This is a genomic window from Simplicispira lacusdiani, assembly GCF_003604195.1.
Taxonomy (GTDB): domain Bacteria; phylum Pseudomonadota; class Gammaproteobacteria; order Burkholderiales; family Burkholderiaceae_C; genus Simplicispira; species Simplicispira lacusdiani.
This window is the reverse complement of the sequence record NZ_QXGR01000011.1, coordinates 58945-71806: the sequence shown is the minus strand read 5'-3', so window position 1 is coordinate 71806 and position 12862 is coordinate 58945. Positions and strand designations below refer to the sequence as shown.

The 12862-nt window shown below is 66.7% G+C and carries 19 protein-coding genes; 9 read left to right on the top strand and 10 right to left on the bottom strand.

Annotated elements, in window-relative coordinates; all coding sequences use genetic code 11:
* Window positions 1-6 precede the first annotated feature (6 nt).
* Entirely contained in the window at window positions 7-498 is a 492-nt protein-coding gene (locus tag D8S75_RS14695; protein WP_119967101.1) for a DUF2938 family protein, read from the top strand.
* A 49-nt stretch (window positions 499-547) separates the two neighbouring features.
* Window positions 548-775, top strand: a complete 228-nt coding sequence (locus D8S75_RS14690; RefSeq protein ID WP_119967100.1) for a DUF2798 domain-containing protein — start codon at window positions 548-550, stop codon at window positions 773-775.
* Window positions 776-882: 107 nt separating this feature from the next.
* Here D8S75_RS14690 and D8S75_RS14685 read toward each other — a convergent pair whose 3' ends face one another.
* The 7 genes from D8S75_RS14685 to D8S75_RS14655 all read right to left on the bottom strand — a co-directional run bounded on the left by D8S75_RS14685 (window position 883) and on the right by D8S75_RS14655 (window position 4559).
* Window positions 883-1503: a DUF937 domain-containing protein gene (locus D8S75_RS14685; protein ID WP_119967099.1), complete on the bottom strand. Its 621-nt coding sequence runs from the start codon at window positions 1501-1503 to the stop codon at window positions 883-885.
* A 109-nt stretch (window positions 1504-1612) separates the two neighbouring features.
* On the bottom strand, window positions 1613-1942 hold the full coding sequence (locus tag D8S75_RS14680; RefSeq protein ID WP_119967098.1) for a hypothetical protein: 330 nt from the start codon (window positions 1940-1942) through the stop codon (window positions 1613-1615).
* 17 nt (window positions 1943-1959) lie between these two features.
* Window positions 1960-2673, bottom strand: coding sequence for a nucleotidyl transferase AbiEii/AbiGii toxin family protein (locus D8S75_RS14675; RefSeq protein WP_119967097.1), 714 nt, complete (start codon window positions 2671-2673; stop codon window positions 1960-1962).
* A complete protein-coding gene (locus tag D8S75_RS14670) occupies window positions 2663-3172 on the bottom strand; it encodes a helix-turn-helix domain-containing protein (protein WP_119967096.1) in 510 nt (169 codons plus the stop codon). The genes D8S75_RS14675 and D8S75_RS14670 overlap by 11 nt, the downstream gene beginning before the upstream one ends.
* A 309-nt stretch (window positions 3173-3481) precedes the next feature.
* Entirely contained in the window at window positions 3482-3754 is a 273-nt protein-coding gene (locus tag D8S75_RS14665) for a HepT-like ribonuclease domain-containing protein (protein WP_442475749.1), read from the bottom strand.
* A gap of 73 nt (window positions 3755-3827) precedes the next feature.
* Window positions 3828-4118 (bottom strand): nucleotidyltransferase family protein, encoded by a 291-nt coding sequence (locus D8S75_RS14660; RefSeq protein WP_119967095.1) that lies wholly within the window; start codon window positions 4116-4118, stop codon window positions 3828-3830.
* A gap of 117 nt (window positions 4119-4235) precedes the next feature.
* The gene (locus D8S75_RS14655; RefSeq protein ID WP_119967094.1) at window positions 4236-4559 is read right to left on the bottom strand and encodes a hypothetical protein; all 324 of its coding nucleotides are present in this window, start codon (window positions 4557-4559) and stop codon (window positions 4236-4238) included.
* 86 nt (window positions 4560-4645) lie between these two features.
* Between D8S75_RS14655 and D8S75_RS14650 the strand changes: the two genes are divergently transcribed.
* Window positions 4646-5425, top strand: a complete 780-nt coding sequence (locus D8S75_RS14650; protein WP_119967093.1) for an NYN domain-containing protein — start codon at window positions 4646-4648, stop codon at window positions 5423-5425.
* Window positions 5426-5474: 49 nt separating this feature from the next.
* On the opposite strand, the gene D8S75_RS14645 is transcribed toward D8S75_RS14650, so the two are convergent.
* Window positions 5475-7313: a glutamine--tRNA ligase/YqeY domain fusion protein gene (locus D8S75_RS14645; protein WP_119967092.1), complete on the bottom strand. Its 1839-nt coding sequence runs from the start codon at window positions 7311-7313 to the stop codon at window positions 5475-5477.
* A gap of 174 nt (window positions 7314-7487) precedes the next feature.
* Between D8S75_RS14645 and D8S75_RS14640 the strand changes: the two genes are divergently transcribed.
* The 5 genes from D8S75_RS14640 (at window position 7488) to D8S75_RS14620 (ending at window position 10491) form a co-directional block, all read left to right on the top strand.
* Window positions 7488-7829, top strand: coding sequence for a hypothetical protein (locus D8S75_RS14640; protein WP_119967091.1), 342 nt, complete (start codon window positions 7488-7490; stop codon window positions 7827-7829).
* Window positions 7830-7959: 130 nt separating this feature from the next.
* Window positions 7960-8406, top strand: a complete 447-nt coding sequence (aroQ, locus tag D8S75_RS14635; RefSeq protein WP_370807737.1) for a type II 3-dehydroquinate dehydratase — start codon at window positions 7960-7962, stop codon at window positions 8404-8406.
* Window positions 8407-8413: 7 nt separating this feature from the next.
* The gene (gene arfB, locus D8S75_RS14630; protein ID WP_119967156.1) at window positions 8414-8821 is read left to right on the top strand and encodes an alternative ribosome rescue aminoacyl-tRNA hydrolase ArfB; all 408 of its coding nucleotides are present in this window, start codon (window positions 8414-8416) and stop codon (window positions 8819-8821) included.
* A gap of 128 nt (window positions 8822-8949) precedes the next feature.
* Entirely contained in the window at window positions 8950-9774 is an 825-nt protein-coding gene (locus tag D8S75_RS14625; protein WP_198673216.1) for a DODA-type extradiol aromatic ring-opening family dioxygenase, read from the top strand.
* A gap of 42 nt (window positions 9775-9816) precedes the next feature.
* Window positions 9817-10491, top strand: a complete 675-nt coding sequence (locus D8S75_RS14620; protein WP_119967088.1) for an alpha/beta hydrolase — start codon at window positions 9817-9819, stop codon at window positions 10489-10491.
* Between the two features lie 39 nt (window positions 10492-10530).
* On the opposite strand, the gene D8S75_RS14615 is transcribed toward D8S75_RS14620, so the two are convergent.
* Window positions 10531-11013, bottom strand: coding sequence for an Lrp/AsnC family transcriptional regulator (locus D8S75_RS14615; RefSeq protein ID WP_119967087.1), 483 nt, complete (start codon window positions 11011-11013; stop codon window positions 10531-10533).
* 133 nt (window positions 11014-11146) lie between these two features.
* Here D8S75_RS14615 and D8S75_RS14610 point away from each other — a divergent pair, with 133 nt between their 5' ends.
* Window positions 11147-12421: a methionine gamma-lyase gene (locus tag D8S75_RS14610; RefSeq protein ID WP_119967086.1), complete on the top strand. Its 1275-nt coding sequence runs from the start codon at window positions 11147-11149 to the stop codon at window positions 12419-12421.
* On the opposite strand, the gene D8S75_RS14605 is transcribed toward D8S75_RS14610, so the two are convergent.
* Window positions 12357-12842 carry an Lrp/AsnC family transcriptional regulator gene (locus tag D8S75_RS14605; RefSeq protein WP_119967085.1) on the bottom strand — a complete coding sequence of 162 codons (486 nt, stop codon included), beginning with the start codon at window positions 12840-12842 and terminating at the stop codon, window positions 12357-12359. The genes D8S75_RS14610 and D8S75_RS14605 overlap by 65 nt on opposite strands.
* Window positions 12843-12862 lie beyond the last annotated feature (20 nt).

Genomic DNA, 12862 nt, shown 5'->3' with positions numbered 1-12862 from the left:
ATCCACATGCCATCACTTCAAGACATCGCCACCATCGCCCTCGTGGGCGCGGGCGCCACCGCCGTGCTGGACGCCTGGCTGCTGCTGTTGCAGCGCCTGGGCCTGCCCACCATGAACTTCGTGCTGCTCGGCCGCTGGGTTGGGCACGGCCTGCGCGGGCGTTGGCGGCACGCCTCCATCGCGCAGGCCGCGCCCGTGCCGGGCGAGCGTGGCCTGGGCTGGCTGGTGCACTACCTCGTCGGCATCGCCTTCGCCGGGGTGCTGGCGGCGTTGCCGGGCGGCTGGCTGCAGGCCCCCACGCTGTGGCCCGCGCTGGCCTTCGGCGTGGGCACCGTGGCCGTGCCGCTGTTCGTCATGCAGCCCGCCATGGGGCTGGGCGTGGCCGCTCGCAAGACGCCCGCGCCGCTCCAGAACTGCGCGCGCAGCCTGACCAACCACGCCGTCTTCGGCGCGGGCCTGTACCTCGCGGCCGCCGCCGTGCAGCAGATCGGCCGCTGAGCGGCCGAGTCATTTCCCTTCCACCTTCATCCACGAAAGAGAGTCCACCATGTTTCCCCAAAAATACGCCCCCGCACTGTTCGGCTTCATCCTCTCCGGCCTGATGTCGCTGCTGGTCTCCGGCATCTCCACCGCCCGCGCCGTGGGGCTGGCGGCCCACTTTCCCGGCCTGTGGGCCACGGCCTGGCTGACGGCGTGGCTCATCGCCTTTCCGGTGGTGCTGGTGGTGGCGCCGCTCACGCGCAAGGCGGTGGGCTGGCTGACGCGGCAGGGGTGATGCCTATCGTGGGCAGGCCCTGGCGGCCTGCCTGTGTTTCAAGGAAAAATAGACTTTGCGACCGTGGATAAAGCGCTATTAGCTATTTAAAAGATAGCAAAAACGCTTCAGCGCCGGCCGCCCATCAGCCCGCCGCCGATCTTGAACAGGTCGCCCAGCCCCACTTGGCCGTCGCCATCCTGGTCGAGCAGGCTGCCCAGCAGGCCGCCGCCCAAACCCCCTTGCTGCTGCACGCGCGCGCTCTCCTGGCCCAGCACCTGGCCCAGGCCGCCGGCATCCATGCCGCCCGACTGCATGCGCTGCGCCAGGAACGACATCACGATGGGGGCCAGCATCTGCAGCAACTGCCCGGCGTTGGCGCCCAGCCCCGTGGCCTGGCCCAGGCCGGCCTCTGCGCGCTGCTGGTTGCCGCCAAAGATGTGGCCGAGGATGGCCGCGCCGTCTCGCGGGCCACCGCCACCGCTTGCGCCGCCGCCCAGCAGCGAACCCAGCAGCCCGCCCAGATCAGCACCGCCACCGTGGTCGCGCTGCAAGGCGCCAAACAAGTCCATCGCGCCTTGCGGCTGCGCCGCGTTGCGCCCCAGCGCGCCCAGCAGCAGCGGCAGGGCCGCGCCCAGGGCGTCCTGGGCCTGGGCGGGGCTGGTGCCCAGTTGCTGCGCCATCTGTTGCAGCGGCGCGCCCTGGAGCTGGGCCATCAGTTCATCGACAAGAGAGGCGGAGGAGTTCATGGCGGGCGTCCTTTCAGAAAGAGGCATGGTATGCCTTTGCGGTGGTGTGCGCAGTGCAGCAGGCGGCGAACGGCTGGTTGACACGCCAACCCGGCCAGGGTTCAGCCGCTCAGGCCTGCCACACCCCAAATCCCGCCGAACGCAGGTCGATGCCAATCTCGATCTCCCGGTCCACCGCCTCGTCGTAGCCCATGGGGTTGAAGCCCTCGTACAAATCGGGCAGCAGGCGCAGGCCGTACTGCGTCACGAACCGGTTGGCCTGGATGCCCGCCTTGTGCTTGTCGAACCGCACATCCGGGTCCAGCCCCGTCATGCCCACGTACACGCAGGGCTTACCGTCGATGTAGCCGGGGTTGCATTTGCGAAAGCGCGGCTCGTTCAGCACGTCCTTGGAGAGTTCGACCACGTAGACGTGGTGGTGGGGTTTGCGGCGGCGCATGGGGCTTCCGGGTCTTCTCATGCCTGGGGCACAACCCGCCGCAGGGCGCGCACCTTTTGCCACAGCACCGCCTTGGGCATCTGCATGGCCATGGCCTGCATGCAGCGTTCCAGCCAGCCGGTGCGGTTCTGCAGCCGGTCGATCGCCTTGCCCAGGTCACGCGCCACCGAGGGGCCATAAGCCTCTGACGCCTTGGCCAGCGCGGCGCGCAGGGCGGGCAAGGGCAGGTCCATCATGGCCAGGTCAATCACATCCCGGCTGAACACGCCGTCGTCCGCCTGGCGGTCGGAATTGGCCAGCAGCTTGGATGTGGCCAGGTCCAGCCGCGTCAGTGTGCTTAATCCGCACACCGTGTCGCCGGCCACCGGGGGCTCCAACACCATGCGGGCCTCGCGCACGATTTCCAGCTTGATCGCCTGCCCATCCATCTGCACCTGGGTGCGTATGCCGTATTGGTCGGCCCGTATCTCGCGCAATGCCACCAGCGGCTGCGCGTGCGCGTGGGTGATGGCGGCCAGCCCGCCGGGGCCGGTGAGCCGTTGCCGCAGCTCACGGTAGCCCGCCGCGTCAGACACCAGAAAATCAATGTCCACCGACTCGCGGTATTCGCCATGGCGCAGCGCAATGCAAGTGCCTCCGCCAAACAGGCAGCCATGCTGGCGCAGCGTGTCCCCGTTCAGGGCCTGCAGCACATGCGCAATGCGCTGGTGGTGGGGGCGCTCAAACGGCATCGCTGGGCCCGGTGCCGGTTTCCGCGCTGGGCGACAGGGCCAGCCGCAAAGCTTGCAGCAGGGCTTGTTCGTCGGCAGACATGGTCTGCATGTCGAGGTGCCGCGCATTGCGTTCGTAAATGCCCAAGGCCTCTGCGGGCGTGAGGGTGTCGGTGCCGTGCACCTGCCAGGCCAGCGCGTGCAACTGCGGGTAGTCGGCCAGCGGCACCCGCGCCGGAATCCAGCCGGTGCGGTCGGGCGCAGGCTTTGCTGCATCGGCTGCGACGGGTATTGCCTGTAGCCCTATGCCCAGCGCCGCCATGGCGTTGCACCACGCGCCCATGGCGACCGATGGCTCGCCTTTCTCGATGCGGTGCAGCGTCACCCGCGATAGGCCCGCTGCCTCGGCCGTCACCGTTGCGCTCAGCCGCAGTGCCTTGCGCTGGGCGCGAATGTGTGCGCCCAAGGCTTGAAGCTGGGCGAGGCATTGCTCGGGGGTGACGGGTGCGGGCGATGGCATTTGTTTCTCATTATTTTCAAAATGGAAGTTTTGTCAAATATGAGAAACGATTTTTGATTTGTTCGATGACCAGACCTCGCAGCCAGGGCATATCCCGCTTATTTTGGGTCAAATCCGGCCCTGGCCCTTTAACTACAAGCGCGAGCAGCTATGAAAATAGAAGCGAAATGGGCGCGCGAGGAGTCAAGTTGATGAGCCCGGCACGCCCGCCAGCGCACCCAGCCGCCGTGCGCTCACCTTGGTTGCAACGGGCGTGGCGAACGGCATGTTGTGCTGCGCCGAGAAGCGGTTGCGCTCGGCGGGGTCAGATCAAATGGACGACGGCAAGGCGTCGAGCTGAGTCTTCAAAGCCGGCAAGGCGGTTTGAACCGTGTCCCACACCACTTCGAGGTTGATCTCAAAGTAGCCATGGGCAATGCGGTTGCGCATGCCGCGCATGCTGCGCCAAGGGATGTGGCCGTGCTCTGCTGCAAAAGCGGAATGCTGATCCATCACCTTGGTGGCCGCTTCACCAAGAATGATCAGGCTCATGACCACCGCTTGCTGGGCGCGCCTGTCTTGCTCGAACTCCGCCTGGGCCATGCCTTCGGTGAACGATTGCGCGTCGGCAATGGCTTGGGCATGTGGTCCAGATAATCCGCTAGCCTGTTCACGGTCATACAGGCCGGGCTTCCTGGGCGACGGTATCGCGGAACTTGGCTGGCAGGTCCTTGAGGGTGAGCACATCGACCCGCACGCCCAGCAACTCCTGGAGTTCGTCCTGCAGGCCACCCAGATCCAGCAACGTGGTTCCGGGCAGTGTGTCCACCAACAGGTCCAGATCGCTGCCGTCGCCATCATCCCCACGCAGAGCCGAACCAAATACCCGAGGGTTCGCCACGTGGTAGCGCGCCGCAGCACGGCAGACGGCTTCACGGTGCTGGCTGAGGGCTTGGGAAGGGCGCATGGTTGGAAGTTTAGCGGAGCAAGCCATTTTGTGAAAAATCGGCCTGCAGCGCTTATGAATATTGCGCGAGCAGCTATAAAAATAGAAGCAAAATGAATGCGCGGGGAGTCAAGGCGTTCATCCCGACACACCCGCCAGCGCACCCAGCAAACGCGCGCTCACCTCGGCAGCATCGGGCGTGGCGAATTGCATGTTGTGCTGCTCCGTCAGCGGGCCGTGGCCCGGCTCCATCATGCCACCGGCAGCGCCGTAGCCCATGGCCTTGAACTTCCAGACCCCGCCCACTTTTTTGAGCGAGCCCACATGCGCCCCATCGGCCGTGTGCACCGCCACCACCTCGGCGTTGATGGGCAATAACTGCAAGGGGCCTGCCACCGGGCCGGGTGGGATGTGGGTGTAGGTGGGTTTGAAGGCAGGCGGTTGGGGCGGGGTCCGAGGCATGGAGGTGGTTGTATCGCGAAAGCGCGAAAATGGACATTTGTTGGCACGTGTTCCAAACACGCTCTGATGATGGAGAAGATGCAACGATGGCAATCAAACCCAATAGTGATCGGCTGGCAGTGATGATTGATGCCGACAACGCCCAAGCAACATTGGTGCAAGAGCTGATGTCCGAAGTATCGCGTTACGGGACGGCAACTATCAAGCGAGCTTATGGCGATTGGACGACACCGAATTTGGCACAGTGGAAGGGCGTTTTGCATTCCAATGCGATTCAGCCTGTCCAGCAGTTTCGGTACACCACTGGTAAGAATGCCACTGATTCAGCGCTCATCATTGACGCGATGGATGTGCTGCATTCTGGTGTCGTGGATGGGTTCTGCCTAGTGTCATCCGATAGTGATTTCACACGCTTAGCGACGCGCATCAGGGAAGCAGGGCTAGCAGTCTACGGCTTTGGTGAGCGACACACTCCAGAGCCTTTTGTAGCCGCTTGCGACAAGTTTGTTTACACGGAAATCCTTCGGCAAAAACCCGAAGAATCCAAGTTAAAACCATCTGCCAATACCCCCGAAACAAAGGCTATGCCAGAGGAGGTTAAACCGGAGGCGGTGGCTGGTGTCCCCAAGCTGAAACCAATGGTGCTCAAGGCTCTTGAGGTTGTGGCGAGGGACGACGGGTGGGCAACACTTTCTTCTCTGGGTAGCCAGTTAGGTCGCACTCATCCCTCCTTCGATTCTCGGAACTACGGTGTCGCCAAATTAGGTGACCTGATGCGGAAGCAAAATTATCTGGAAACGAAGGACGTGCCAGCAGGCGAAAACAGCCAGCACGTGAACCTTTACGTGCGCAGAAAACCGGCATAACGCCCCATGGATGCATGGGGACGGGCGCGGTCTTGGGTGAGTCCGCGGCTCACTTCCCCCAGCTATCCTTCAACCCCGTCACCCGGTTGAACACCGGCTTGCCCGGCGCGTGGTCCTTGCGGTCGGCCACGAAGTAGCCAAAGCGCTCGAACTGGAACTTGTCGTCGGGCTGTGCCGCCGCCAGTGAGGGCTCCACGTAGGCGGTCACCACCTTCAGGCTGTCGGGGTTCAGCAGGGCCAGGAAGTCCTTGCCGCCTGCGTCGGGCTGGGCGTCGGTGAACAGGCGGTCGTACAGGCGCACTTCGGCCTGCACGCCGTCGGCGGCGCCCACCCAGGTGATGGCGGCCTTGGCTTTCACGCTGTCGGCGCCGGGGGTGCCGCTCTTGGTGTTGGGGATGACCTTGGCGTGTACTTCGGTGACCTTGCCGTCGGCGTCTTTCGCACCCACGCCGGTGCATTCGATGACGTAGCCGCCCTTGAGGCGCACCACGTTGCCGGGGAACAGGCGCTTGTAGCCCTTGGGCGGCACTTCCTCGAAGTCCTCGCGCTCGATCCAAACTTCCCGGCCGATCTGGAACACGCGGTCGGGCGGGGGCGTCTGGCCTTCGGCGATGGCGCTGTGGGGCAGGGCGGGCTGGGTGCAGGTTTCCAGGTAGGCGTCGGAGCCAAACACCTCGGCCCAGTTGGTCAGCACGAGCTTGACCGGGTCCAGCACGGCCATGCCGCGGTGGGCCTTGTGCTCCAGGTCTTCACGCAGGCAGCCTTCGAGGGTGCTGTAGTCGATCCAGGAGTAGTCCTTGGTCACGCCGATGCGCTCGGCGAAGAGCTGGATGCTCTCGGGCGTGTAGCCCCGGCGGCGCAGGCCGACTATTGTTGGCATGCGCGGGTCGTCCCAGCCGCTCACGTGCTTTTCGTTCACCAGCTGGGCCAGCTTGCGCTTGCTGGTGACGACGTAGGTGAGGTTGAGCCGGGCAAATTCGTACTGGCGCGGCGCGGGGGCGGCGAGCAGGCCGCCTTCGATAAGGCGCTCCATCAGCCAGTCGTAGAAGGGGCGTTGGTCTTCAAATTCCAGCGTGCAGATGCTGTGGGTGATCTGCTCCAGCGCGTCCTCGATGGGGTGCGCGAAGGTGTACATGGGGTAGATGCACCACTTGTTGCCGGTGTTGTGGTGCTCGGCGTGCTTGATGCGGTAGATGGCCGGGTCGCGCAGGTTGATGTTGGGGGACTGCATGTCGATCTTGGCGCGCAGCACCATGGCGCCGTCGGCGTGCTTGCCGCCCTTCATTTCGCGGAAGCGCGCCAGGTTCTCGGCGGGGGTGCGGCTGCGGAAGGGGCTGTCCACGCCGGGCTTGCCGAAGTCGCCCCGGTTGGCGCGCATCTGCTCGGGCGTCTGTTCGTCCACGTAGGCGTGGCCGGCCTCGATCAGGCATTCGGCGGCGCGGTACATGAAGTCGAAGTAGTCGCTGGCCTGGTAGGGCTGGTCGTTGCCGGGCTGGGCCCAGTCGAAGCCGAGCCATTTCACGGCATCGATGATGCTGTTGACGTACTCCTGGTCTTCCTTCTCGGGGTTGGTGTCGTCAAAGCGCAGGTGGCACACGCCGCCGTAGTCGCGCGCCAGGCCAAAGTTCAGGCAGATGCTCTTGGCGTGGCCCACGTGCAGGTAGCCGTTGGGCTCGGGCGGGAAGCGGGTGCGGATTTTTGCCGGGTCGGGCTGGCCGGCCGCGTGGTGGGCGGCGTCGCCGGGGCTGCCGGCCCAGCGGCGGCTGGCGTAGGTGCCCTTGGCCAGGTCGGATTCGATGATCTGGCGCAGGAAGTTGCTGGGTTTGGCGGCTTCAGGGGCCGTGGCGGTGGCCACGGGTTGGGTGTTGGCGGGGGTGGGGGTACTCATGCGGGCATTTTAGGCGGCGGTTCCGTGAAGTTTTGCCCCTTCCCGGGGGGCGGGCGTGTACGTCCGGAAACAATATCGGGCGGTTTTCATGCCATCCTTTTCACTACCTCGTGCGTTATGCACTCGTAAGGGGGCCGGGCAGGGTGCCGGGCTTCCCTTGAAAAGGAGATTTCCATGATCCATTCCCGTTCCATCCTGTCCATGGCCGCTGCGGCTGGCGTGGCCCTGGCGTTGCTGGCCGGTGCCGGCGCGGCCCAGGCGCGCGATGTCAATTGGTCCGTGGGCCTGAGTTCGCCGGGCGTGGCCGTGGGTGTCAGCAATGGCTACCCCGTCTATGTGGCCCCCCCGCCGGTGTATGTGGCGCCGCGCCCGGTGTATTACACGGCGCCGCCGGTCTATTACGCGCCGCCCGCCTATGGCTACTACTACCGCGACGACCACCGGGGCCCGCACCGGCACCGCCACCACCACCGGCATGACCGGCATGACCGTCACGACCACTGGGACCGCCGCTGACGCGCGCCCCGTGGCATAACCCACTGCGCCAGGCGGCCCTCGGGCCGCCTTTGTCTTGGGCACCGCATAATCCGGCGTTCTGGCCCGCCGGCATTGCCGCCCGGTGGGCGCAACGCCTGGAGTGCCTTCCGTGAAAACCGTTTTCGTCCTCAATGGCCCCAACCTGAACCTGCTTGGCACGCGCGAGCCCGCCGTGTACGGCGCGCAAACGCTGGCCGATGTGGAGCAGATCTGCGCCGCCGCCTGCGCCCGCCATGGCTTCGCGCTGCGCTTTCACCAAAGCAACCACGAGGGCGCGCTGATCGACTGGATCCACGAGGCCGGCCGCCTGCAGGCCGCTGGCGAACTGGCGGGCCTGGTGCTCAATGCCGGGGCCTACACGCACACCAGCGTGGCGCTGGCCGATGCCGTCAAGGGCACGGGCGTGACGCTGATCGAGCTGCACATCAGCAACGTGCACGCGCGCGAGGCGTTCCGCCACCATTCCTACCTGTCGGCCGTGGCGCGGGCCGTGATGTGCGGCTTTGGCGTGCCGGGCTACGGGCTGGCCATCGACGCGCTGGCGCAGATGCAGTGACGCCATGATGGCCGGGGCCCTGCCCGCGATCACCGAGAGCGAGGTCGAGTTCACCGCCATGCGCGCCCAGGGCGCGGGCGGGCAGAACGTGAACAAGGTGTCGAGCGCGGTGCACCTGCGCTTCGACATCGGTGCCTCCGCGCTGCCCCTGGACGTGAAGGCGCGCCTGCTGGCGCTGCGCGACAGCCGCATCACGCAAGAGGGCGTGGTCGTCATCAAGGCGCAGCAGTACCGCAGCCAGGAGCAGAACCGCGCCGACGCGCTGGCGCGGCTCAATGCGCTGGTGCAGAGCGTGGCCAGGGCGCCGCTGGTGCGCCGCCCCACCAAGCCCACCTACGGATCGAAGCAGCGGCGGCTGGAGTCCAAAAGCCAACGCGGCCAGACCAAAGCGCTGCGCGGCAGGGTTCAAACGTAAAAGTCGGTGTCCTTCCGTGCAGCCGGCGGCATGGCGTGATTGTTGCCGTGATCGGGACGAAGAATCCTCTTTGCGGATCTTTATCCCGAAAGCCATAACTTTTACAGTGAAGGCAAAGGATGACCACCATGACCGCCTCCACCACCGCCCCCGCCAGCCTCGCCATTCCCCCCCTGTTCGTTTCACATGGCGCGCCGCTGTTCGCCCTGGACGCGGGCGAGACCGGCCCCGCGCTCACCCGTTGGGGGCAGGAGCTGCGCGCGCGGTTTCCGGGCCTGCGCGGCGTGGTTGTCATGTCGCCGCACTGGATGGCGCGCGGCGTGCGCGTGATGGCGGCCGAGCGCCCCGCCACTTGGCACGATTTCGGCGGCTTCCCGCCCGAGTTGTATGCGCTGCAGTACCCCGCGCCGGGCGAGCCGGCGCTGGCGCAGGAGGTGCTGGCGCTGCTGCAGGCCGCTGGCGTGCCGGCGCAGGCCGATGCCCAGCGCCCGTTCGACCACGGCGCCTGGGTGCCGTTGATGCACCTGTTTCCCCAGGCCGACGTGCCCGTGGTGCAGGTGGCGCTGCCGGTGGGCGCCGGGCCTGCCGAGGTGCATGCCCTGGGCGCGGCCCTGCGCGGCCTGGGCCGCCAGGGTGTGCTGGTGGTGGGCACGGGCAGCATGACGCACAACCTGGGCGAGTTCTTCGGCGGCGCGCGCGAGCCGGCGCCCTACGTGCTGGAGTTCAGCCGCTGGATCGAATCGGCCCTGCGGCGCGGCGACCTGCCGGCGCTGCTGGACTACCGCGCGCAGGCGCCGCACGCCGAGCGCGCCCACCCCACGGAAGACCATTTCCTGCCGCTGTTCTTCGCGCTGGGCGCGGCGGGCGAGGGCGCGCAGCCCCACTACCTGAGCCGCGAGGTGATGTACGGCATGCTCGCCATGGATGCTTTCGCCCTGCCGCATGCGGCGTGAGGTGGCAGAATCGACCCACACCATCCCGAAAGGAGGTTTGCCATGCTCGAACTGCCGCTCACCTTCTTGCAGCGTCCCGCTGCGTCCACCGTGCCCAAGCCCTGGCTGCTGGTGTTGATGCATGGCGTGGGCAGCAACGAACACGACCTGTTCGCGCTCACGCCGCAAATCCCCGACCAGTTCCATGTGCTGTGTCTGCGCGCGCCGCGCCGCATGGCGCCGGGTTCGTTCGCCTGGTTCGATTTCAGCGTGGAGCCCGGCGGCGCGCGCACCATCAACGAGCAACAGGAGGCGGCCAGCCGCACCCTCGTGGGTCAGGCCATCGAGGACGCTTCGCGCCAGCTCGGCATTCCGCCCGAGCGCGTGGTGGTGGGCGGTTTCAGCCAGGGCGGCATCATGGCGCTGTCGATGCTGCTGACGCGGCCCGAGCTGATGACGGCCGCCCTCGTGTGGCACGGGCGCCTGCTGCCCGAGGTGCTGCCGCTGGCGGCGTCCAACGACGCCCTGCACGGCCGCAGGCTTTGGGTGAGCCACGGGTCGCACGACAACGTGATCTCGCCCACGCACGGCCAGGCCATCGCGCACCACCTCGCGAAAACGCCCGTGACGGTGAGCTACCACGAGTTCCCGAGCGCGCACGAGATCCGTCCGTCGGAACTGGCGCAGACCGTGGCCTGGCTCACCGGGCTGACGACGCACGCCGGCATGACGCAGTGAGGCCGCCAGTGTGGCGCGGCACTCGGCCGCCCAACCGCATCAGGCCCGGTCCACCGGCAGCGCCACCGTGCGCTTGACCTCCTTGAGCGAAAAGCTCGTCGAAATCTCGCGCACCCCCGGCAGGCTGCGGATGCTGGTGCGCACGAATTCGGCAAAAAATTCCAGGTCCGGCGCCACCAGTTCCAGCTGGTAGTCGTAGCGGCCCGAGAGGTTGTGGCACGACAGCACCTGTGGCAGCGCCAGCACCTCGCGCTCGAAGGCGGCCGTGACCTCGGCCGTATGGTTGTGCAGCCCGATCTGCACGAAGCCCAGCACGCCATAGCCCACGCGGTGCCGGTCCAGGTGGGCGTGGTAGCCGCTGATCAGGCCCGCTTCCTCCAGTTGCCGCACGCGCCGCCAGCACGGCGAGGGCGAGAGCGACACGCGCTCGGCCAGCTCGCCCACGGTGGCGCGGCCGTCCTTTTGCAGGGCGTCGAGCAGGGCGCGGTCCACGGCGTCCAGGGCTTGTGGATCTGAGGGCATGAAATTTCCTGAAATCTTTACTTCGTGGCAATTATTTCCATATTCATGGGGATTTTCTGTGCAAATGGCGAAATATTTCCCCGGCCCCTGGCAAACAATTTGAGGCATTCGAACACCACCCGGAGACCTCACCATGAGCAAGGCCCACGACACCACCGGCGGCTTCAGCACGCGCGCCATCCACTTCGGCTACGACCCGGCCGAGCACCAGGGCGCGCTGGTGCCGCCCATCCACACCTCGGCCACCTACGCCTTCCCCGATGTGGGCTACGGCGGCCGCTGCTTCAGCGGCGAGGAAAACGGCTACTTCTACACCCGCATCGCCAACCCCACCCTGGCGCTGCTCGAAGGGCGCCTGGCCAGCCTGGAGCAGGGCGCGGGCGCGGTGGTGTTCGGCTCGGGCATGGGCGCGATCACGGCCACGCTGTGGTCCATGCTGGAGCCCGGCGACGAGGTGCTGGCCGACCTCACGCTGTACGGCTGCACCTTCTCCTTCCTGCACCACGGCCTGGGGCGCTTTGGCGTCACGGTGCGCCATGTGGACATGACCGATCCCGCCAACGTGGCCGCCGCGCTGAGCGACAAGACCCGCGTGGTCTACCTTGAAACCCCGGCCAACCCCAACATGCGGCTGGTGGACATCGCTGCCGTGTCGGCCCTGGCGCATGCGCGCGGCGCCAAGGTGGTGGTGGACAACACCTACTGCACGCCCTACCTGCAGCAGCCGCTGCTGCTGGGCGCCGATGTGAGCGTGCACTCCATGACCAAGTACCTCGGCGGCCATGGCGACCTGACGGCCGGTGCCGCCATCTTCGCCGACGCCGCGCTGGCCCAGCGCGTGCGCCTGTACGGCCTCAAGGACATGACGGGCGCCGTGATGTCGGCGCAGGACGCGCACCTGGTGATGCGCGGCCTCAAGACCCTGGCGCTGCGCATGGACCGCCACTGCCAGAGCGCGCAGACGGTGGCCGAATTCCTGGCCGCGCACCCGGCCACGGCGGCGGTGCACTACCCCGGCCTGGCCGCCTTCCCGCAGCATGCCCTGGCGAAACGGCAGATGCGCCAGATGGGTGGCATGATCGCCTTCGAGCTGCACGGCGGCCTGCCGGCCGGCGTGCGCTTCATGGACGCGCTACGCCTCGTCACCCGCGCGGTGAGCCTGGGCGACGCCGAGACGCTGGCCCAGCACCCGGCCAGCATGACGCACTCCACCTACACGCCCGAGCAGCGCGCCGCGCACGGCATCGCCGAGGGGTTGGTGCGGCTGTCGGTGGGGCTGGAGGATGTGAGCGACCTGCTGGCCGATATCGGCCAAGCGCTGGACCTGGTGCAGGCACTGGATTTCAGCCGCGCCCAGCCGACGACGGCTGGGGCAGCGGCAGCGCCGTCTTGTAGCGCACCTGCTTGATGGCGAAGCTGGAGCGGATCTTTTCCACCCCCGGGATTGGCGAGAGCCGCTCCAGGATGAAGTTCTCCAGCGCGGCCATGTCGGCCACGGCGACACGGATCAGGTAGTCGCTGTCGCCGGTCATCAGGTAGCACTCCATCACTTCGTCCTGCTCGGCGATGCGCCGCTCGAAGTCGGCCAGCATTTCCTTGCTCTGGGCCTTGAGGCTGATGCTGATGAAGACATTGAGCCCCAGGCCCAGCGCGGCGGCGCTGGCCAGCGCCACGTAGCGGCTGATGACGCCCGCGCTTTCGAGCGCCTTCACGCGCGCCAGGCAGGGCGAAGGCGAGAGATGCACGCGCCGGGCCAGCTCCACATTGGAGAGCGAGCCGTCGGCCTGCAGCTCGGCCAGGATGCGCAAATCGATGGCGTCCAGTTTCATATGCGGTGATCGGCGGGTTT

What these genes read in the sequence shown, in the direction of transcription:
- D8S75_RS14695 (WP_119967101.1), top strand. Translation starts at nt 7, where the DNA reads ATGCCATCACTTCAAGACATCGCCACCATCGCCCTCGTGGGCGCGGGC.
- D8S75_RS14690 (WP_119967100.1), top strand. Translation starts at nt 548, where the DNA reads ATGTTTCCCCAAAAATACGCCCCCGCACTGTTCGGCTTCATCCTCTCC.
- D8S75_RS14685 (WP_119967099.1), bottom strand. Translation starts at nt 1,503, where the DNA reads ATGAACTCCTCCGCCTCTCTTGTCGATGAACTGATGGCCCAGCTCCAG.
- D8S75_RS14680 (WP_119967098.1), bottom strand. Translation starts at nt 1,942, where the DNA reads ATGCGCCGCCGCAAACCCCACCACCACGTCTACGTGGTCGAACTCTCC.
- D8S75_RS14675 (WP_119967097.1), bottom strand. Translation starts at nt 2,673, where the DNA reads ATGCCGTTTGAGCGCCCCCACCACCAGCGCATTGCGCATGTGCTGCAG.
- D8S75_RS14670 (WP_119967096.1), bottom strand. Translation starts at nt 3,172, where the DNA reads ATGCCATCGCCCGCACCCGTCACCCCCGAGCAATGCCTCGCCCAGCTT.
- D8S75_RS14665 (WP_442475749.1), bottom strand. Translation starts at nt 3,754, where the DNA reads ATGGCCCAGGCGGAGTTCGAGCAAGACAGGCGCGCCCAGCAAGCGGTG.
- D8S75_RS14660 (WP_119967095.1), bottom strand. Translation starts at nt 4,118, where the DNA reads ATGCGCCCTTCCCAAGCCCTCAGCCAGCACCGTGAAGCCGTCTGCCGT.
- D8S75_RS14655 (WP_119967094.1), bottom strand. Translation starts at nt 4,559, where the DNA reads ATGCCTCGGACCCCGCCCCAACCGCCTGCCTTCAAACCCACCTACACC.
- D8S75_RS14650 (WP_119967093.1), top strand. Translation starts at nt 4,646, where the DNA reads ATGGCAATCAAACCCAATAGTGATCGGCTGGCAGTGATGATTGATGCC.
- D8S75_RS14645 (WP_119967092.1), bottom strand. Translation starts at nt 7,313, where the DNA reads ATGAGTACCCCCACCCCCGCCAACACCCAACCCGTGGCCACCGCCACG.
- D8S75_RS14640 (WP_119967091.1), top strand. Translation starts at nt 7,488, where the DNA reads ATGATCCATTCCCGTTCCATCCTGTCCATGGCCGCTGCGGCTGGCGTG.
- arfB (WP_119967156.1), top strand. Translation starts at nt 8,414, where the DNA reads ATGGCCGGGGCCCTGCCCGCGATCACCGAGAGCGAGGTCGAGTTCACC.
- D8S75_RS14625 (WP_198673216.1), top strand. Translation starts at nt 8,950, where the DNA reads ATGACCGCCTCCACCACCGCCCCCGCCAGCCTCGCCATTCCCCCCCTG.
- D8S75_RS14620 (WP_119967088.1), top strand. Translation starts at nt 9,817, where the DNA reads ATGCTCGAACTGCCGCTCACCTTCTTGCAGCGTCCCGCTGCGTCCACC.
- D8S75_RS14615 (WP_119967087.1), bottom strand. Translation starts at nt 11,013, where the DNA reads ATGCCCTCAGATCCACAAGCCCTGGACGCCGTGGACCGCGCCCTGCTC.
- D8S75_RS14610 (WP_119967086.1), top strand. Translation starts at nt 11,147, where the DNA reads ATGAGCAAGGCCCACGACACCACCGGCGGCTTCAGCACGCGCGCCATC.
- D8S75_RS14605 (WP_119967085.1), bottom strand. Translation starts at nt 12,842, where the DNA reads ATGAAACTGGACGCCATCGATTTGCGCATCCTGGCCGAGCTGCAGGCC.